General features: G+C 48.2%; 21 protein-coding genes. 4 read left to right on the top strand and 17 right to left on the bottom strand.

All coding sequences use genetic code 11. The annotated features are described in order from the left end of the window. Positions 1 to 176: 176 nt before the first annotated feature. The 8 genes from ACFSUS_RS21495 to ACFSUS_RS21460 all read right to left on the bottom strand — a co-directional run bounded on the left by ACFSUS_RS21495 (position 177) and on the right by ACFSUS_RS21460 (position 4,580). On the bottom strand, positions 177 to 305 hold the full coding sequence (locus tag ACFSUS_RS21495; protein ID WP_381525813.1) for a hypothetical protein: 129 nt from the start codon (positions 303 to 305) through the stop codon (positions 177 to 179). Between the two features lie 120 nt (positions 306 to 425). After that, entirely contained in the window at positions 426 to 821 is a 396-nt protein-coding gene (locus ACFSUS_RS21490) for a hypothetical protein (protein ID WP_381525812.1), read from the bottom strand. Between the two features lie 13 nt (positions 822 to 834). After that, the gene (locus ACFSUS_RS21485; RefSeq protein ID WP_381525811.1) at positions 835 to 1,047 is read right to left on the bottom strand and encodes a hypothetical protein; all 213 of its coding nucleotides are present in this window, start codon (positions 1,045 to 1,047) and stop codon (positions 835 to 837) included. Between the two features lie 68 nt (positions 1,048 to 1,115). Further along, positions 1,116 to 1,265, bottom strand: coding sequence for a hypothetical protein (locus ACFSUS_RS21480; protein ID WP_381525810.1), 150 nt, complete (start codon positions 1,263 to 1,265; stop codon positions 1,116 to 1,118). 21 nt (positions 1,266 to 1,286) lie between these two features. Continuing rightward, positions 1,287 to 1,463 carry a hypothetical protein gene (locus tag ACFSUS_RS21475; RefSeq protein WP_381525809.1) on the bottom strand — a complete coding sequence of 59 codons (177 nt, stop codon included), beginning with the start codon at positions 1,461 to 1,463 and terminating at the stop codon, positions 1,287 to 1,289. A 202-nt stretch (positions 1,464 to 1,665) separates the two neighbouring features. Beyond that, a complete protein-coding gene (locus tag ACFSUS_RS21470; RefSeq protein ID WP_381525808.1) occupies positions 1,666 to 1,797 on the bottom strand; it encodes a hypothetical protein in 132 nt (43 codons plus the stop codon). 146 nt (positions 1,798 to 1,943) lie between these two features. Next, entirely contained in the window at positions 1,944 to 2,114 is a 171-nt protein-coding gene (locus tag ACFSUS_RS21465) for a class I lanthipeptide (RefSeq protein ID WP_381525807.1), read from the bottom strand. Between the two features lie 48 nt (positions 2,115 to 2,162). Next, positions 2,163 to 4,580 (bottom strand): TonB-dependent receptor domain-containing protein, encoded by a 2,418-nt coding sequence (locus tag ACFSUS_RS21460; RefSeq protein ID WP_381525806.1) that lies wholly within the window; start codon positions 4,578 to 4,580, stop codon positions 2,163 to 2,165. Positions 4,581 to 4,700: 120 nt separating this feature from the next. Between ACFSUS_RS21460 and ACFSUS_RS21455 the strand changes: the two genes are divergently transcribed. Both ACFSUS_RS21455 and ACFSUS_RS21450 read left to right on the top strand, forming a co-directional pair. Further along, positions 4,701 to 5,747, top strand: a complete 1,047-nt coding sequence (locus ACFSUS_RS21455) for a sensor histidine kinase (RefSeq protein WP_381525805.1) — start codon at positions 4,701 to 4,703, stop codon at positions 5,745 to 5,747. After that, positions 5,740 to 6,468 (top strand): LytR/AlgR family response regulator transcription factor, encoded by a 729-nt coding sequence (locus tag ACFSUS_RS21450; RefSeq protein ID WP_381525804.1) that lies wholly within the window; start codon positions 5,740 to 5,742, stop codon positions 6,466 to 6,468. Before ACFSUS_RS21455 ends, ACFSUS_RS21450 begins: the two co-directional genes overlap by 8 nt. Before the next feature lie 85 nt (positions 6,469 to 6,553). Here ACFSUS_RS21450 and ACFSUS_RS21445 read toward each other — a convergent pair whose 3' ends face one another. The 5 genes from ACFSUS_RS21445 to ACFSUS_RS21425 all read right to left on the bottom strand — a co-directional run bounded on the left by ACFSUS_RS21445 (position 6,554) and on the right by ACFSUS_RS21425 (position 12,742). Beyond that, positions 6,554 to 9,145, bottom strand: a complete 2,592-nt coding sequence (locus tag ACFSUS_RS21445; RefSeq protein ID WP_381525803.1) for a penicillin-binding protein 1A — start codon at positions 9,143 to 9,145, stop codon at positions 6,554 to 6,556. 258 nt (positions 9,146 to 9,403) lie between these two features. Further along, positions 9,404 to 9,931: a peptide-methionine (R)-S-oxide reductase MsrB gene (gene msrB / locus ACFSUS_RS21440; protein WP_381525802.1), complete on the bottom strand. Its 528-nt coding sequence runs from the start codon at positions 9,929 to 9,931 to the stop codon at positions 9,404 to 9,406. Positions 9,932 to 10,085: 154 nt separating this feature from the next. Next, entirely contained in the window at positions 10,086 to 10,901 is an 816-nt protein-coding gene (locus tag ACFSUS_RS21435; protein WP_381525801.1) for an anti-sigma factor, read from the bottom strand. Further along, the gene (locus tag ACFSUS_RS21430; RefSeq protein ID WP_381525800.1) at positions 10,898 to 11,452 is read right to left on the bottom strand and encodes an RNA polymerase sigma factor; all 555 of its coding nucleotides are present in this window, start codon (positions 11,450 to 11,452) and stop codon (positions 10,898 to 10,900) included. The genes ACFSUS_RS21435 and ACFSUS_RS21430 overlap by 4 nt, the downstream gene beginning before the upstream one ends. A 219-nt stretch (positions 11,453 to 11,671) precedes the next feature. Further along, the gene (locus ACFSUS_RS21425) at positions 11,672 to 12,742 is read right to left on the bottom strand and encodes a fasciclin domain-containing protein (protein ID WP_381525799.1); all 1,071 of its coding nucleotides are present in this window, start codon (positions 12,740 to 12,742) and stop codon (positions 11,672 to 11,674) included. A 138-nt stretch (positions 12,743 to 12,880) separates the two neighbouring features. Between ACFSUS_RS21425 and amaB the strand changes: the two genes are divergently transcribed. Together amaB and ACFSUS_RS21415 are read left to right on the top strand one after the other, a co-directional pair. After that, positions 12,881 to 14,419, top strand: coding sequence for an L-piperidine-6-carboxylate dehydrogenase (gene amaB, locus ACFSUS_RS21420; protein ID WP_381525798.1), 1,539 nt, complete (start codon positions 12,881 to 12,883; stop codon positions 14,417 to 14,419). 394 nt (positions 14,420 to 14,813) lie between these two features. Next, positions 14,814 to 15,371 (top strand): hypothetical protein, encoded by a 558-nt coding sequence (locus ACFSUS_RS21415; protein ID WP_381525797.1) that lies wholly within the window; start codon positions 14,814 to 14,816, stop codon positions 15,369 to 15,371. Between the two features lie 75 nt (positions 15,372 to 15,446). Here the strand turns inward: ACFSUS_RS21415 and ACFSUS_RS21410 are convergent, their stop codons facing one another. The 4 genes from ACFSUS_RS21410 to ACFSUS_RS21395 form a co-directional block, all read right to left on the bottom strand. After that, positions 15,447 to 16,478 carry an aldose 1-epimerase gene (locus ACFSUS_RS21410; protein ID WP_381525796.1) on the bottom strand — a complete coding sequence of 344 codons (1,032 nt, stop codon included), beginning with the start codon at positions 16,476 to 16,478 and terminating at the stop codon, positions 15,447 to 15,449. A 185-nt stretch (positions 16,479 to 16,663) separates the two neighbouring features. Further along, the gene (locus ACFSUS_RS21405; protein ID WP_381525795.1) at positions 16,664 to 17,494 is read right to left on the bottom strand and encodes a TIGR02757 family protein; all 831 of its coding nucleotides are present in this window, start codon (positions 17,492 to 17,494) and stop codon (positions 16,664 to 16,666) included. A 67-nt stretch (positions 17,495 to 17,561) separates the two neighbouring features. Continuing rightward, the gene (locus ACFSUS_RS21400) at positions 17,562 to 17,780 is read right to left on the bottom strand and encodes a hypothetical protein (protein ID WP_381525794.1); all 219 of its coding nucleotides are present in this window, start codon (positions 17,778 to 17,780) and stop codon (positions 17,562 to 17,564) included. A gap of 4 nt (positions 17,781 to 17,784) precedes the next feature. Continuing rightward, the gene (locus ACFSUS_RS21395; protein WP_381525793.1) at positions 17,785 to 18,957 is read right to left on the bottom strand and encodes a LysM peptidoglycan-binding domain-containing protein; all 1,173 of its coding nucleotides are present in this window, start codon (positions 18,955 to 18,957) and stop codon (positions 17,785 to 17,787) included. Positions 18,958 to 19,299: the final 342 nt, after the last annotated feature.

The following is a 19,299-nucleotide window of genomic DNA, read 5'->3' as shown; positions in this document are numbered from 1 at the left end:
TTAGAGCTTTTCGGCACTCGCTCATGAATAAAGGGCTTCTACCAGGGCCAGACCACCATTGCTTAAACGCTATGCGGAGAGAAAGAATACCGGAGCCTGGTGCGAGTGGCGAACCGGTCGGAAAGGCAAAGGTTTAAAAGTAAGGTGCTCCGGCCCTGACTGAAGCAGAAAGTGTCTTAGAACTTAATGGTGAGCTGACCACCAGCGTACCATCCGTCTTTTTCACTGTAATGAACGTCAATTCGGAATTCGTTATCGGCCATTCCAGCATTGATCAGAGCGAGTTGTGAGTTGTCAAGTTTCATGATTGTGTTTGATTTAAAGTTATTAATTAAGAATTGATTGAGTGTTCAGCTGCCGAGTTATGGAAGGTTTCTTCCATATAGGCTAAGCTGATTTTGTTCACAAACTTCTAACGGTATTGTCTATACGCTAGCATGTTCTTCCATGCGTATGTTGCGGACGACTTCATCGCAATTGGCGCAGGCTAATGCACCCTGCTGATGATACCACCGGCATCGCTGCCGGATTGGGCAGGCAGGCAAGGCTTGTTCGGCCTTCTGGTTCATAACCTCTACTATCTTGCCAACCAGTCCACACCCGGCGCTGTTGGCATCCCATTGCATACAGCCTTTTTTGATACAGTTGCTGGCAAAGCGAAATCGCTCTTCGGGTGCTCTACCCTGGCGGGCCGCATCGACAAACGTCTCGTCGACCGTAACCGGCTGTTCAAGGTATTCAACATGGCCAGTGTCATCAACAACGCCGAATAAATCGGCACCTGGCTTAGCAATCGAACTGGGGCAAAGAAGAGAAGCCATGATACGTTTGGTTTTAGAACTTGATGGTTGAATCTGGCTCGGGAGGCCTCATACCCCAGGTTACGCCACCTTTGACGGGTTCAATCTGACCGCCATTGATACGTGACAGCAAATCGGCAGACAAAGGGCCTTTTGCATCTAGCTCTGCCAGTTTACGCATGAACTCAGCCTGGCTGGCTGATTGATTGCGCAGCAGATCGATTTTGGAAACGATACTCGTTTTCATTATTGTGTTTAGTTTAAATTAATGGATGTTCTTTTCTGCAAAGGCAGGAAGCCTTTAGGATGGCTTAGTTAGCGAGTAACCTGAATGCAGGAAGTAGCACAGGACTCACCAACAACACGTACGGTACCCACTTGCGTATCAACGGCCCCTGCCACCAGCGTTGCTAATTGAGACGGGGCTAGCCGAGCGATTGATTTCTTATTGATTGTCAATTTCATGATCGTTCGTGGCTCAGCGAATTAGAGCGTCTCCGGGTTTTTAACCACGGTCAGATAAGCGCAATCACGGCTGAGAGGTAATTTGGTCGTTGGATAATAGAACGTGTCTTTTCCCCCTTGAACGGTCTGTAGTTGATTGGCATCCAGAGACGCAATCGATCGGCGGCTAATTGCCAGTTTGTTGATCGTTAGTTTCATGATTGTGTTTGGCTTGATTGGTTGTGCCTGCTTTTAGTAAGCTTTCTAACGGTTGTTCTAAGGTGCTTTCACTAAGGCCAGGTCACGAGCTGACGAATTAAGCTGCCAGCAGGGTTGCGTACCGGTGCCCGTGCGAGGGGCAATCCGGTCGGGGAGGGCAGATAACAGGCTGTGCCTGGCCTTAGATAAAGCAGGAAGTGTCTTAGAACTTGATGGTGTAGGTGGCACCAGCATAGGCACCATCCTTCTGGCTGTAGTGGATGTCGATTTTGAGTTCACCACCATCGGCCATACCAGCGTTGATCAGAGCGAGTTGTGCGTTGTCGAGTTTCATGATTGTGTTTGATTGGATTGGTTGTGCCTACTCTTTCAGAGCTTTTCGGCGGTCGCTCCCTATGTATGTGTTGCGCAACAGACATATTCTCTTTCAGGCGGCCAGAACAACAGTGCGAGTGTTATTTTGGCCGTAGGGTATTGAGCTTAGCGGGTGCCAGAGCCAGTTCTGATGTGGCAGTCACAGCTGTCTGGTGGTTCGGGCAGGAGACCCTCCAGCACTTGATTACCTCCCATAATTTGACGAAGTGCATTGTTGTCCAGCTTGGCAATCGACTTCTTGCGGAGGGTTAATTTGGTTGTAGTTTTGGTTTTCATGACACTTGAGAGTTTGGATTTGGAGACTAATTTATTGATTATATTAACTTACTTACCCAGGTTAATGCGATTATTCTCGGCATCCAGCCCCGACTTACGCTCTTTCACGCGAACGCGCTGGTTGCCAAATTTGTAGTTTAGCGTGAGTCGTACAAACCGCGTTTCTACTTTGTTACGCTGAACTAGCTGAAGGGTTGGTCCCTGATACTCGCTGCGATCTATGATTGTGTTAAAGAGATCGCTCACACTCAGTTTGACGTCGGCCTTACGATTTAGTATAGAACGCTGCAAACCAAGTTCGACGTTGCTATAAGGTTTGTACTGGTAAACGCCCATGGTGCGGGAGGGAATGTAGATAGCTGTCAGTTGTAGCTTTGTAAGTGCCCCTAAGCTGACTGCGTTTTGGGTGTAGGCGTAATAAAACAGGCTGCTGTTAGTAGGTAATCCCAGGTTAGTGAGCACATTACGGTTGTAGACCGTTTGAAACCCCGTTGACGTCATCCACCAGGGGGTAAGCTGCTTATTGTACATCACGTCGAATGAGACCAGCTGGGTTCTATCGAAATTTTGGTCCTGAAGGATCGTTACATTACTCTGCTGAATAGGCAAGCTGGTAAAGGCTCGATTCGTTGAAGTGAAGGCTAGGCTCAGCATCAGCGACTGCTTGAACGAGTAGCCTATTTCCACAGAATGCGCCAGTGCTGGTTTTAGATACGGATTGCCTTTGATGTAAGAGAAAGGAGATTCATAGATAATAGCTGAGTTGAGTGATTGGTAGTTAGGACGTGCAATCCTGGAACTATAACTGAGCGAAAACTGGCTTTTGTCGGACGGCTCATACACCATACTGAGCGAGGGAAACAGGTTAGCGTAGTGCTGTTCGTTGGGGCGATTGTCCCCGGCAGTGACGCCCTTTACCGAAGTCTGCTCAAGTCGTAAGCCTGCCTGATATTGTACTTTGCGAACGCGCCCGCTGTAGTTCAAAAAACCACTATTAACGGCTTCTGTGTACAAATAGCTGAAGCTAAGATCAGGATTTGTTACGTAGCGATCATTCTGTAAACGCTGGAAGTTGAAGCTGGTATTCGTCTCCGTATACCGGGTTTGCAGACCGGCCTCCAGCGAACCACCCCACAAGGGTTGATTGTAACCAATCTTAAGAGCGCTCATGTTGATGTATTGGCTACGGGGTAACTGAAGAACTTCGGTGAGCGCTGGAGCATCCGACTTTTCGTATCGGTTTATAATCGCATCGTCCCAGGGGTTATTGAATCGTCCGTAATCGGCGTCAATTGTTAAGCTACGTCCGGTAGAATCAAAAGTATGTCGCAGGTTAGCATTAAAGTTAATATTGTTGAAGGCGGCATACCCCCGGTTGTCAGTCCGAACTGTTGAATCTGGTAACGACCCTGCTGAATTGAGTTGCGTAAGCACCTGCGACGTCCGGTTACGACTGTTGTAATTGCCCTGCAACAAGACACCAACCGTTGTTTTTTTGCTTAAGGTATAATCCAGACCAGCTTTAAATGAATTCAGATTACGACGGCGGAGATCAGCTTCAGTACTAACAATGCGCTGACTAACTAACCCAGGTGACGAAATTACCCGTTCGCTTCGGTTGTCGTAATGCTGCTGATTGAACTGATAGTCGTAGTTACCGTAGATGTTCAATCGGTCAGTTTTATAGTTGAGTTGCAGACCCGCGTTTGAGCGTGGCAGGCGACCCGTTCCCACACCAGCGGTTACGGTACCATTTAAGCCCATGTTCCGCATTTTAAGCGTACGAATGTTGATGACGGCAGCGCCAGCGGCTTCGTAGCGGGCAGACGGTTGACTGATCAATTCGATCTGGTCAATGCCCTGGGCCGCTAGTGTTGTCAGCAGAGACTCTAGATTGTCGCCGGAGAGGTTGGTCTGCTTACCATCTATGTAAACAACTACCGCTTTTCCTTTCAGGCTGATATTGCCCTGCTGGCCTACTTGCACGAAGGGCGCATTACGTAAGACATCTAATGCTGAATTACTGGCGGCCAGGATGCTTTCGGCCACGTTTAATACAATCTTGCCCGGTTGTTGCTGAATGAAAGGTCTCGTTGCCCGCACCTTTACTTCGCTCAGATTAACATTAGCGGGTACTAACAGAACCGGTGGTATGCTTAGGTTTGTCTGCTCGGCGGTAAGCGTAACAGGTTGGGAGTAGTTTTTATACCCTATATAAGATATTGACAATACATAATTCCCTACATTAGTTTTCTTAAACGAAAACGTGCCTGTGGTATTGGTAGTAGCCGTCTCTACGAGTGCCTGCCCGGATGTTAACAAGGCAACGGTGGCGAAAGGCATAGGTTGTCGGCTAAGCGAATCAATTACTGATCCAGATAACGCGACTTCGGCTGACTGGGCTGATAACCGATGGCTACCGAAGGCCAGCAGCAGGAAGAGGAAGATGTTTCGTAATCGGTTCATAATTTTGTGCCTGATTTGATGATACAAACTTGGCGCTGAACCCCCGGCTCTGAAAAAAAACTACACCAACTAGCCGATTAATCGGACAAACTCGACTTTTGAAAGGACATCTATACGCCTATGAACGTGAGCAAATCAGTAAGAGCAATCGGATTGAACTCTCTTGGCTGGACAGCTTACATCTTTTATTACACCTCCGCCATATTTGCCCAAAATCCTAATGCTGACTTGTCCGCAGCAACAATAATTGGGCTAAGTGTCTATTACATAGTTACCATTACTTTTTTCTACGCCTGTTATTACTTTATCTTTCCCCGCCTTTTTGAGCAAAAGAACTACGTGCTAGGCAGTCTGCTCTACGTGATTGCAGTGGGGGTGTTCATGTTCATTGATTATAACCGGGTAACGATCACGAACACGCTTGTCACAATTCCGGAGGACGAACGGCTGCGAAATGAGTCTCGTGAATTATTCCGGTTTGCCATCAGCGCTTTTTACGACGTGGTGCAGGTAACCGCCATTAGCCTGACGTTTTGGTACTTTCGGTACAACCTAAAACTAGAACATCAACGGGCAAGTGCTCAGCGGCAACAGTTGTTGGCAGAGGTTAACTTTCTCAAGTCGCAGATTGATCAGCACTTTTTGTACAACACGCTGAATATGTTCTACTCAAAGGCTAGTCTGTATTCGGCTGATTTAGCAAACGCTATCTTGTCTTTATCGAACCTGTTGCGCTTCGTGGTGACGACCGAATTCAAGACAATGGTGCCGTTGGAGCACGAACTAAGAAGTATAAATTTATTTACAGAATTAAACCAACTCCGCTTCAACAATAAGTTATTAGTCGAGTATCAGACCAAGGGTGACTTAAGCCGGGCCTCGGTACCACCGCTATGTCTGTTAACACTGGTTGAAAACGCATTTAAACACGGTGATCTGAAACGGGAGCCGCTATTAATCGATGTGCGGGTAGATGACCAGTTAACGGTTCATATCCGTAATCGTAAACACACTGCCCAGATGCCCGAATCGACCAACGTTGGCCTGGCTAACACGCGCAAACGCCTTAACCTGTTGTTTGGAGAGCAGTATAAGTTGATAGTTCACCAGGATGACACCTATTTCGATGTATCTATAACACTCAACTCGGTATCTACCTATGCTTAGCTGTGTAATCATTGACGACGAAGAACATGCCGTCGACTTACTGAAAATGTACGTTAGCCGGACGCCATACCTTACACTGTTGTATGCCACTACCGATCCAGTAGAGGGGTTAAGCGCCATTACGCAGCAACAGCCTGACCTGGTATTTTTAGATATTCATATGGATGATTTGTCTGGTTTACAGATAGCCCGCATGTTGTCGCCGAAGACCAACATCATCTTCACAACGGCCTATCAGGATTTTGCTGTAGAGGCATTTGAGGTGGGCGTTCTGGATTATCTGCTCAAGCCAATCTCGTTTGAGCGTTTCCTAAAAGGAACGCAGAAAGCGCTTAACAATGCTATTCAACCCGCAGAACAACGCACTGAAGACAACGAGATTTTTGTGAAAGTAGACAATAAGAGCAAAATGGTGAAGATTGGGTACGACGAAATCGTTTACATTGAAGGGCTCAAGAATTACGTCTCATTTCACTTACAGACGAACTCAGTGATCGTCTTGCTTACTTTCAAGGAGTTGGAAGAACGGTTGCCTGCTAATCAATTTATGCGGATGCATAAGTCCTACATTATTAACGTAAATAAGATTTCGGGCATTGACGGTAATGAGGTGATTACGCGGACTGATAAGAAAGAAGTCAGGATACCGATTGGTAATACGTATCGGAATAAAATATTTCAGAGTATCAGGCAGAAAATGCTGGGAGGAAGTAGTAAGTAAGATGAACAAATAAAACGCTGATTTTTATAATGGTTATGATTTTATACAAACTATCATAGAAATCAGCGTTTTATGTACAACTCTGTTAGAGCGTATTGGTCGAATCGGGCTGAGCCGCCGGGTCCGTGGCCGGAGCCGTTGGTACAAACGTCGAGTCACCTACTTCTCCCGTTGTACTTGTCGAGTCTGATTCGCTGCTGCTTTCCTCTTCGTCGTCATACCCGCAATTTAAATAGTTTTTTGTAATCGGAACTGTAGGTTTCGGAAAGGGACCTTGTAACTGCTTAAACTTCGGATCGGCATATACTTTTTCCAGAAAGCTGCCGACTAAAGGCAAAGCTGTTTTGGCACCTTCTCCTAAATCCGTTGAACGGAAGTGGATACTTCGGTCGTCGCCACCAACCCACGCACCTACTACTAAGTTGTTGGATACACCCACAAACCAACCGTCTGAGTTGTTAGACGTGGTTCCGGTTTTGGCCCCTATTTCGTTCCGGTTCTTGAACAAGTCAAATGACCAAAGATTCTGTGAAGTACCCCCCGATTCTTGTAAGCCTCCTTGTAGCATGTAACGCATCAAAAAGGCTGTTTCTGGACTGATGGCCCGTTTGCGTTGAGTCGAGAAGGTCTCAATTACGTTGCCATCACGATCTTCGATTCGTTGTACAATGATTGGATCAATGGATTCGCCGTCATTGACAAACGTACAGTATGACGCTACCAATTCGTACAATGACACATCCGACGACCCTAAGCCAATGGATGGTACGGCATCTAACCGACTTTTTATACCCATCCGATGGGCGTACTGAGCTACGCGTTCGGGCGTAACGCGATCTGTTAACTGAGCGGTGATAGAATTAACCGAACGAGCCAAAGCCCGACGAAGGGTCATGTTCGAGTAACTAAAGTAGCCAACCGAATTACGCGGCTCCCAAACGTCCTCTTCACCATCCGCGTTGATAAACTCTTTGCGGAACGGGCGGTCTTGGATGCGGTCGCAGGGACTAAGATTAACCAGCGTATCGTCGATAGCAGCAGTGTACACAAACGGTTTAAACGTAGAGCCTGGTTGGCGTTTGCCCTGCTTAACGTGATCATACTTAAAATAATCGTAGTCTAAACCACCAACCCAAGCCCGGATGTAGCCCGTATGCGGGTCCATCGCCACCATACCCGATTGCAAAAAATGCTTGTAATACGCAATGGAGTCGTAAGGTGTCATCTCAGTCGAGTCATAGCCTCGCTTACTCTTCCAGCTAAATACCCGCATCTTGTACTTCACATGTTTCATGTAGTACGTAATCGAGTCGGGGTACATAGGTAAGAAACGTCGGCTCAACGTTTTATAACGTTCCGTCCGACGGGCTACCGAATCAATAAAGCCAGGTAGTTCCTTGCCATCTTCATCGGTCCACGGGTTGCGGCCCCGCCAATGATTGTCAAAGGTTCGTTGTAACTGCTTCATCTTTTCGCTCGTAGCCTGCTCGGCGTACGTCTGCATGCGCGAATCAATGGTCGTATAAATTTTCAAACCACTGGTGTTCAAATCGTACCCATTTTCTTCCCCCCATTTCTTGACAAAATCCTGCACGGCGTTCTTCAGATAACTGGCCGGGCCGGAGTAAGGGTTTTCGGGCGTGTAATCGGTTACGAGAGGAAGGGCACTGATGGAATCGGCCTGCGCCTTTGTCAGAAACTTATACTTAGCCATCTGACCTAATACTACATTTCGGCGCTCTTTAGAACGTTTGGGGTTCTTAAGCGGATTATAGTTTGTTGTGGCCTTCTGCAAGCCAACCAGCACTGCGCCTTCCTGCACGTTCAGGCTGTCGGGCGCTTTGTTGAAAAACGTACGGGCGGCTGTTTTCAAACCAAAAGCGTTGCTGCCAAAATCAACGGTATTAAAGTAATACGTAATAATTTCTTGCTTCGAGAAGTTGCGTTCTAGCTTTAGGGCCATCAGCCACTCCTTCGATTTGTAGATCACTTTTCGAAGAAACGGAACCTTATTTAAGAGGCCTGAGCTATTTTTGCGCCGTGTCTTGAATAAGTTTTTGGCTAACTGCTGTGTGATGGTCGAGCCACCGCCCTCGCTTCCTAGGTTGATGACCGCCCGGCCAATGGCACGGGGATCAACGCCACTATGTTCGTAGAAACGGACGTCCTCAGTGGCAATCAAGGCGTTAATGAGCGACTTTGGAATATTTTCGTACTTGATAGGCGTCCGATTTTCGGCGTAAAACTTACCAATCATGACACCGTCCTGCGAGTAAATCTCCGACGACTGATTCAGTTTAGGATTACGCAATTCCTCCACACTAGGCATTTCGCCCGTCAGATACAGGAAATTATAGTTGAGAACGAAGACGTAGAAACCCAAAGCTAAGGCTACATACAGGATTGCCTTTAGCCCGTTTTTAAGGTAAGGATAATACCATGACTCAGGATCGATGTATTGGTGAACGAATGAACGAAGGCGGTCTCGATACTGACGATACCCTTGTGTCCATGTACTGACTCGTTCCTCCCCGGCAATCCGTGCGGTTTGCCTAAAAATTTGTCGGCTGACTCCGCGCCTGACATTGCCGATTCGGGCTCGACGTTGTCGGATTCGTTGTCGAAACGCCCCGAAGGCGTGCCGGACAGCGCGGAATCGCTCCCTATACTCACTCATGCGTTTTCGGTCGAAGAAGATCTTGCTAGTTACGAATGGCGTTGCTCGAAAGCAGCTAACTGCCCGTCCGCTAATACGGTTTGTCCATTCACCTTGGAGGTGAACTGTTCGGGCACCAAATATAACGTATTTTCGGCCGATCTGATATACAAAAGCCGGTTTGCATACGCAAACCGGCTTTTGTGAACTAGTTGTTTAGCAACCAGAAAACAAAGGTAATCAGCTAATTACTTATAGTGTGCATTGGCGCGCCGTTCATCACTTTTTCTCAAATGTCATGGCGACGCCATTCATGCAATAACGCAGACCGGTTGGCTTAGGCCCATCATCGAAAACGTGGCCCAGGTGCCCACCACATACGTTACAGAGAACCTCCGTGCGAACCATACCGTAGCTTTTATCAGACAATTCTCGAACGGCATTCTTGGCAATGGGCGCATAGAAGCTCGGCCAGCCAGTACCCGAATTGAATTTGGTGTCAGACGAGAATAGCGGATTGTGGCACCCTGCGCAATAAAAGACACCGTGATCGTGGATGTCGTTTAACGGACTTGTGAAAGCTCGTTCGGTACCATGTTCGCGTAAGACCGCGTATTGGTCAGGCGTCAAAATTTTCTTCCACTCAGCGTTTGTTTTCACCACCCGTTTGCCCCCCGGTGGTTTCTCATCGGTAAGGCTTTTTGAATCACTAATCGCCTGATTGGCAGAAGTAGACTGGCAGGCGCTCACAAAGGAAGTGCTCACTAGTAACCACAAGGGCAACAGTACTAACAGGGGATTTTTCATGGTCTGTTGTTCAAAAATAAGGTACTAATAAACTGCCAGCTTATAACACTTAAGTCTGGGGCAAAGATCGTATAACAAACTTCGCCCGACTGAGCCAAAAGCTGCCGGGCGAAGCTCATTGTCAATAAGAAAACAAAGCTAAAGAAAGCAACGTTCAGGCGTCGACCGGTGTCATAGCCAGCAGCGTCGATAGGGTAGGCGTGGGACTTCCCCCCCGCTTTTCAACGGTCACGGCGAAGGCGTCGGCTTTGTCAATAGGACGGTTAAGTTTCTGGATCAGCGCATTGGTATTCGTTACGTCAAACACGCCAGCGTCTACGGGCTTGCCACCTACCAACGACCAGAGCTGATACTGCCGGTCGGCGGGTAGGGCAGGAAGTGACTTCACTTCTACTGCAACCTGACGCGTTTGGGGGTTCCAGAAAACAAGCATATCGCCCTGGGGGGCTTTTTCATTCCCTTTCAGCTCCAACGTTCGGGTACCGGGTTGACGTAATAAAGCCAGCGCCTGATCGGATTGTGTTTGGTGATCACGTAGCTGCCGTACTTCTGATTGCAGTGAACTATTTGCCGTACGAAGTGACGTCAACGTTTCCTGACTGTTACGCAGCTGCGAGAGAAGGAAAAAAGAGAAAATCAGCAATAAGAGTCCCACAGACGCGGCTACCATCCAGGTAGTGCGAAACGTCGATGTGGAACGTTCGACTGGCATGGGCCGAACAACAGTTTCGGTTTCTACCGGCTGCTCAAAGTCAAGTTGTTTTAATAACTTGTCTTTGACCGATACTGGTGGCTCGATGCTATACGCCATGGCATAGTTTTCGAGTGCAACCGATAACTGGTCAAGTTCGCGCCGTATGTCAGGATAGATAGATGACAGGCACTCGACCTCGCGTCGTTCCTGGTCGCTAACGGCGCCCATGACGTAGGACTCTAAGATACCAGACTCTATGTATTCTGTTACGTTCATGATTTAAATAGTTGCTTTAGCTCCTGCAACGCGGCCCGAATCCGAGTTTTAACAGTTCCCAGCGGCAGATTCAGTTCTTCGGCGGCTTCCTCGTGAGTGTACCCTCCAAAGTAGACCAAATCAATTAGCTGTTTCCGTTCGGGCCTTAACTGGCTCACAACCTCTTGTACACCAATGTGGTCGGGATTGGGCTGTTCAGTGTGATGCTGGCGATCAACTATATGTACGTTCTCTTCGTCGGTTCGGATTGCGCCGAAGGGTTGCGTTTTACGAGCTCGTAAGGCATCGATAGCCGTATTTCTGGCTACATTGAGCATCCAGGTGAATAAACGGCCCTTGCTGGCGTCGTAAGCATCTAAGTTTTTCCAGATTTTGACGAAGATATCCTGCAAGAGGTCCTGAGCATGTTCCTCCTCGCGAACAATGCGCAGAACAACTCCATACAGAGCAGGTGAATACTGGTCGTAAAGCCATTGAAAGGCCTGTTGATCGCGTCGCGTAAGCTTTTCGATCAAGACACTTTCGGAGACTAGAGAAGATTGGCGTTTCACGCAAACGGTGTTAAGTGAGCCAAATATAAGAGAAAATCAAAAAAGTAAACAGGTTTATAAGCAATGCCTTTACAAGCAGGCTTACGGAGCCTTATAAACAAGGTTGATTAACTATTTTGTTTAAGAAATTTTTATGGAAAATAAACAAGCCGCCGATCAACGTTTTATGCAGTTGATCGGCGGCTCTTCTTTTACTATTCGTTCTATCAGTAACTTACATTAACGGATAGTATTCGCATCTACCTTGGGCATGAGTACAGCATTTATACCGTGAACAATACCGTTGACCTGACGATTATCGGCGGCTTCAACAGTTGCTTTGGCGCCCCGCTCATCGGTAAGCACTACGCGCCCGTTTTCAAGTTGCGCCGTCAGTGTGCCCCCAGCCAAGGTTTTCAAGCTAGCCTTGCCATTGCCCGCATTTATTTGTTTCGTTAATTGATTTGCGTCTAATGATCCATTCACGACGTGATACGACAATAACTGCTTCAGCGCATCGACGTTACGGCCTTCTAACAAACCGCCCTGTATGGTAGGGGGTAACTTTTTAAATGCACTGTTCGATGGAGCAAATAGTGTATAAGGACCATTACCTTTCAGCGTTTCGTCTAACTTGACCGATTGGAGGGCGTTTTGCAAGGTTACGTAATTCGGTGATGATGAAATAAAGTCCCCGATGCTTGCATTGCGGACTGTGCTCCCCGATTTCACCGCGGGTTCTTCGGTAGTACGTGCGCCAGATATTGCTGCTGCGGTTCCCGTTTTTGTAGCCCCATTGTTAAGCTGGCTATCGGTGGTGGTACCTGATGTGCTCACGCTGGTGCCCGATACGTTTGTGCCGGTTGCCCCCGAACTGGACGTGTTCATATTTCCATTACCGGCCTGATCTTCCGGCTTGGCTGGGTTAGCTGTGGTGGTGGGATTACTGCCTACGCCAGTTGGGGCATTGGTTACGTTGTTGCTGTTGTAGTTGGTGGAGTTGCTATTGTTAATGGTTGTACCGTTGCTAGCCGAACTTTCCCGAAACTCGCCATCCTGAGTTGAGGTATTGGAGGCACTACCCGAATTACGGGTATTCTGAGCTTTTTTGTTCCGATTCGTTTCGTCGCGTCGCATGGCTCGTTTTTGACTGCGTGACATTTTTGACGATAAGGTTGAATCTGGTGCAATAGCTCCTTGCGGGTAGGTAGTGGGATTAATGGTTCCAGTGGGCGTTGTTTGGGCCAGACTGGCGGTACATACTAACGCTGGGATCAGCGTTAGTAGCCCAAATAGTTTATTGATTTTCATAACGTTGTGCTGTTTTGGAAATAACAAATCATCATGTTTTAACTAAAATTTATCTAAAAAGTTTGTTGCCTCAGACTCATAGTATGCCTCAAGGCGGGTAGTTTTGCCGTGTTGTCAACAAACCATATCCTGATATATATGCAGTCCATTCTTCCTTTGCCAACACAACCTACTAAACCTGGAACCAGTACCGGTCAGCATTTCTGGGATACTAAAGATCGGTCAGGCAGTACGAAAACAATTGATTCCTATTCGCCAGCAGATGGCCAATTAATTGCACGGGTAAACGTCTCAACCCGGGCTGACTATGACCGTGTTATCGAAACGGCACAGCAAGCGTTTACAGAATGGCGACAAGTGCCAGCTCCTAGGCGGGGCGAGATCGTTCGGCAAATGGGTGAGCAGTTTCGGCAGTATAAACGGGAATTAGGGACGCTCGTGAGTTACGAGATGGGTAAGTCACTGCAGGAAGGCCTTGGAGAGGTACAGGAAATCATTGATATCTGTGATTTTGCGGTGGGTCAGTCGCGGCAGCTCTATGGATTGTCGATGCACTCTGAACGTCCGGCTCACCGCATGCTGGAACAGTGGCATCCTTTAGGCATCGTTGGCATTATTTCGGCCTTCAACTTTCCCGTGGCTGTCTGGTCGTGGAACGCCATGATTGCCTGGGTGTGTGGTGACGTTTGCGTGTGGAAACCATCCGAAAAAACACCGCTGACAGCGTTAGCGTGCCAGCAGATTATTGGCGAAGTATTACGTAATAATGACGTACCCGAAGGGGTCTCCTGCCTGGTCACGGGTGGTCGCGATGCGGGCGAGTGGCTGGCGCGCGATCCGCGGGTAGCGCTGGTGTCAGCCACAGGTAGCACCCGTATGGGAAAAGCCGTGGCTGAAGCTGTAGCTGCTCGGCTGGGACGGACGCTGTTGGAACTGGGTGGCAACAACGCCATCATTGTTTCGGAACACGCTGATTTGGATCTGGCAATCCCGGCGATTGTATTTGGTGCTGTCGGTACGGCCGGACAACGCTGTACCACTACCCGCCGGGTTATTGTGCAGGAGAGTATTTACGACGACGTGAAAAACCGGCTGAAAAATGCCTATGCACAAATTCGCATTGGTAATCCATTAGACGAGTCATTTCATGTAGGACCTGTGATTGATCAGGCGGCTGTTAAAAATTACATGACAACTGTGGAAGAGATCAAACAGGCAGGTGGGCGCTTTGTTGTAGAGCCTGGCCTGCTAGACGGTTTAGGCTTTGAATCGGGCTGTTACGTTCGTCCATGCATTGCTGAAGCGCAAAATGACTGGCCAGTTGTTCAGCGCGAAACGTTTGCACCTATCCTATATTTACTGAAGTACTCCACGCTGGACGATGCGATCGCCCAGCAAAATGGAGTGCCGCAAGGACTGTCGTCATCTATTTTCACCTTAAACATGCGCGAGGCCGAACGATTCCTGGCCGCGAGTGGATCTGACTGCGGTATTGCCAATGTCAACATCGGTACGTCGGGTGCCGAAATTGGTGGCGCTTTCGGTGGCGAAAAAGAAACCGGTGGCGGGCGTGAGTCTGGGTCTGATGCCTGGAAAGCCTACATGCGTCGGCAAACCAACACCATCAATTACGGAACTACCATGCCACTTGCGCAGGGCATTACGTTCGAGTTGTAAGGCTAATGAGTTTATCGTTAGATAGGGTTCCTTTCGTGAGCTGGTAGCTCCGGTCAGAGACCGGGTAATGCTGGATCGTAGTTCCCAGACTACGATTAACATTCGCTATTGTTGTCAGCGTTAAATGAGGTTTGTTTCATTCCTGAGTTGCCTACTCTAGTCAAAGATCGCGACGGCAGCTCGATGGCTTCATGTAGGGCATGGTTTAAGACGGTGTTCTACATGAAGCTCCACTTAACTCAGGTCCTTCACGAATTCGCTCCACAATTCATCTCCTTTTTTTGGCAATTGAGTTATCAGTTTGTCTTCTTGGTCAAGAGGCTTCTGGGGCATAGGTATCCTCTTACTTTGTTTTGTACCCGATCAGAAGAAAGTAAAGAGATTAGGAATCCTTATGAAAAAGCTCTTCATGGCGCTCTCTGCGCTAGTAATGTTATCTGCCGCTTGTAAAAAAGATGAAGCGGGTAAGGTTAATCCCCAAGAAAATTCCCCCATCGGTTCACCGTCTACGACCAGCAAAATACCGGCTGAGCTAGTTGGGAAATGGTCGTATGGCTCGTTTTCTCCGACTAATTTCTGGAATTATGATGGTACTTACGCTGGCAATGCTTACGAGCAGGCGTTGGCATTTGAATTTCACGCTGACGGTACTTACGAGGAATACGTCATCAACTCAACAACCAGTTATAATTGTCGGACAGAGGCCTATACGTATTTTAAAGGCAAGATTCAGGTTGATGAGACCAATCAATCTTTTGTCATCATACCAACCAGCGGAAAGTATCGAGGTTTTTACGCTTGTGCTCCTAAAAGCAACGTCAATCGGGAGGCTAAACCTAATGAACTGATACAAGAACGAATGAACTACCTGGTCGAGCCGGGCAAGGCGGCCATTAAACTGTCCGATGCAGAAAATCCGCAAGGTGTGCGTTTAAAAGCAGTCACATGGTAAAGTAGTTAGAAGGAGCTAATAAACCTGATTTTACAGCTGGATGTATCAGCTCCTTCTGGTCTTTTATACCTTTCTTTAGTCTAACCTGACCCAAATTGTGCCCGAAAGCGTATCGCCAGGGTTTAAGATGGTTAACCCATCGCCATTGTTGAAGGCATCGACATTGGCCGTCAGGGGTTCAATGGCAATGCTGTCGCGCCGGGGAGGAGTGAAACAAACAAGGTAATTGAGTTTATCCTTGCCGGTTTGTTGACCAATAACGAGCCGAACTCCAGTTTTAAGCGAAGTTAACATTGTTTCGGCAAAAGGCTCACCATCAACTGGAATACCGGTTGGCTCAACAGCGAATGGCGTATCTAACTGACGGTCGCGCAGGTTGAATGTTTCAGCATTTTCAAGGGCCTGGCGACCGCTCGCAATCATATTGTCATCAAGGGTAATGGGCGTTCTGGCGGGCAGCGACAGCGTTAGCTCGTCGATAGTTTCCTCCGAAAACGTAAAGTAAGGATGCCAGCCAAAAGCCGCCGGACTTCGCGTCGTCCCCGTGTTAAGTGCCGCGTAACTTATCCGCAGAGCGCACATCTTGTCGTTAGCAGGATTACTACCTAGCTTGAGTAAGTTAGCCTGAATCAACTCATAAGTAACGGTAAGCGAAAAAGGAAATGGATACCCAACCGTATCGCCAACGTAATTGTATTGAATAACAAGTCGAGCGTGGGTAGGTGTAGCCTCCTGGCTGACTACCGAAAACTCGCGGCCATACACAAATCCATGAAGGGCGTTGTCGCGATTGGCTTCGTTCATTTTCAGGGCATACGCTTCGCCATCGAAGCGGTAAATGCCATGATGAATCCGACTTGGAAAAGGATAAAGCAACGCACTGGCGTAACCTTCGTCGGCGAGCAGGGCCTGGGGCGACTCAGGAGCCTTTATCAGCGCAAAAAGACTTTTACCTTTACGCAGAACTAACCGGCGGAGAATACCACCAAACCCAGGAAGTACACTGATAAACTCACCTGTCTCAGGGTGTTCGAGGATGTATTCGGTAAGAGGTTCGCTTTCGGTAGCTAGTGGACCGAAGGGCTGAGTAGTGATCTGGAACGGCATGGTTTAATAAGCATGTCAACAAGATTAGTAATCTTATATCGACAATATTGTTTGCATGCCTTAGCAAACAGCCAAAAAGGAGTAGTCAGGTTCAGCCAAGTATGGTCAGGTGTCTTATGGCTCGTGGCAACTGCTTGACCCTTCCTGACAACGTTTGACAATAACTGACCGCTCACTTAACGAAATTACAGTTCTCCCTCTACTCCCAGGCCAAAAAGGGCAAAATCATATCGTACCGGATCTGCTGGATCAAACCGGCGAAGTGTTTCTGTGAGCGATAGGGCTGCTTTCCAATCGGGCTGGGGTAGCGTGGCACTCCGATGGGTAAGCAAGCCAAGGGTACGGGCTACGCGGTTAACGTGCACATCAATTGGTATGACTAGCTGGTTAGGGCGTAATCTGGTCCATAGCCCAAAATCGACTCCGCGGTCATCGTGCCGAACCATCCAGCGTAAAAACATAAGTAGTCGTTTACACGATGAATTACGGGCGGGCGTAGCAATGTGTTTACGAGTGCGTTCGGGAAAGAACGGATCGCAGCAGAAACGGTCATGGAAGGTAATCAAAGCCGATTCTACTGTCGGTACAGCGGCTGGAAAGCCGCTTCGGTTTGTACTATCAAAAAGCGGCTTTCCAGCCGCTGTATTAATGAAAGCATCTTCCAGCGAATCGTTTGTCTGGTAATACGTATGAAAGAAGTGCAGAAAATAGAGCGCATCCGTAGCGTTGAATGTGCGGTGCTTGAAGGCCAGAAAGCGCTTGAGGTCACTCTCTTCGTGGTTGCGTACGAAATCGTAGGGAGCGCCATCCATGAGTTCGATTAATTCATTCGACTTCTTCAAAATCACCGGACGCTGTCCCCAGGCCAGCACGGCAGCCCAGAACCCCATGATTTCAATATCCTGCTTCCGGCTGAAACGATGCGGAATGCTGATGGGATCGCGTTCAATAAATGAAGGCCGATTGTATTGATCGGCCTTCCTATTCAAAAAATCAATAAGTTCAGGTTCACTCATACTAATTAAGCCCGATGAGGCAGGCCAATTGACTGGCTAATGGGGCAGTTCATCAAATGGTCAGAAATTAATGCGAACGGCCTCCGCTAACAACCCATGCCATAGCTCGGGAAATACCCGAAAAGAAGGCTAGTAATGTAGACATAACGAAGGTGAAGACGGCTATAAACGGATAAGCCAGCGTAAACATGACGCTAAATGTCACGTAGCCCGGCGATGACTTCATTTGTTGATCGCGTTCGCGGTGCCGTCGGGCAATACGCTCTTCTTTCGTTTCTTTTTCCATATCGTTAGCGGACAATGTAACTGACCTCTGCCCGAAAACGCTTGTCTTCGGGTGAAAGTTTCGCAAACGCCTGGGCCGATAATTTGATTAATATCTTGTCATTCACACCCGTGTTGGGCAACCGGCCAATAACTTTTACCCAAAGGCTCTGATTGTTGAACTCGTTGCGTACCTGCACCAAAGTTCCGATTGGCGCAGTCCGGTGCAGGGCGAGGTATTTGCCCGACCCATCGGCACCTTCAATCATCTCCGCTACACCACTATCGGAAATACGTCGGCCGCGCATCGGAATGGGCGCATCGTTACCCGGCCGAGGGGACTCAATTTCTACTTCGGCCGCCGGTTTCGTGCTGGGGGCTGGGGTTGGTTCATTCCGTCGGTTTTCAGCTACAGGCGTGGTTCGCTCGGGTTTGGTTTCGGCGGGCGGGTCAGTGCGTCGGGTTGTTGTCGGCTTAGGCTCCGCCGGGCGCGTCTCAGCGGGTTTAGCGGTCTCCGTTCGGGTTGGCGTATCGGATGTTCTAATGGCTACGCTTGGCGCCGGCGACGATGGAACCCGTGCCTGATACGCTTTTTCTGACACAATAAGCGCCTGACCAATCAATACATTATTAGAAGACAAGTTATTCCACTTGCGAAGGTCTGACTGGGGAACACCGTACCGAACTGCTAAGCTATATAGTGTCTGACCCGGCTCAACTACGTGAATGCCTGACCGGGCGGGATCTTCATTCTTCTTAGCGTCTTTCTCTGGATTCTTTTCCGCTTTAGCGGTTTTTTTTTCGTCCGTTGAGGCTGGTTTCCCGTCAACTTTGGCTTCCCGCTTCTGCTGTTTTTCTTCTTTACGGATCGCTTTATCCAATGCCTTGGCTTCCTTACGGTTCAAGGCACCATCTGGAATCGGGATACGTACCAGCTGATCGTATCGAACCGATTCGTTCATGTCTGGATTGGCCGCTTTAATTTCGGCAACCGATCGCCGATAGCGTCGGGCAATAGCAAACAGCGTTTGGCCTTCATCAACCCGGTGCAGAATAAACCGCTTCCCGTCTTTCTTTTCCACGCCCACCGAATCGAAGGCGGTCAACCGCTCAGACAATACTGGATAAGCCTGGCTAACCTGAACGTAACTAATGATGCCTACTAAGAATGAAGCAAAAATGATAGGATATTTTTTCATGGATTATGTTCAGCCGGGATGCTGCCGGACATTTGCCTGGCTCGCCATGCACAAACGATATCAATTGTAAAAGTAAGGTAAAATACGCCCCTTTTTACGTAACAAAGCATTTTTAGCGAGGTGTATCTATCCACCGTATATGACCGAGTAAACGATTAAGCAGTCCTCACTTGTGTTGATCAATTTAGAGTGATAAGGTTTAAAAGACGTTAAAATGGCCCCAACGATCCATGTACTAATCACCACTGTAGGGCTGCTTTCAGCGAAACGATGGTTGTTAAATTCTGTTAAATATGAACCACCTAAACAGAAGCGGGCGTTTGCTGTTAAATAAGGAACGGT

Origin of the sequence: Spirosoma soli, assembly GCF_042684525.1 — a bacterium.
Classification (GTDB): Bacteria; Bacteroidota; Bacteroidia; order Cytophagales; family Spirosomataceae; genus Spirosoma; species Spirosoma soli.
The sequence above is the reverse complement of the archived record's forward strand: the minus strand, read 5'-3'. Positions and strand labels throughout refer to the sequence as shown.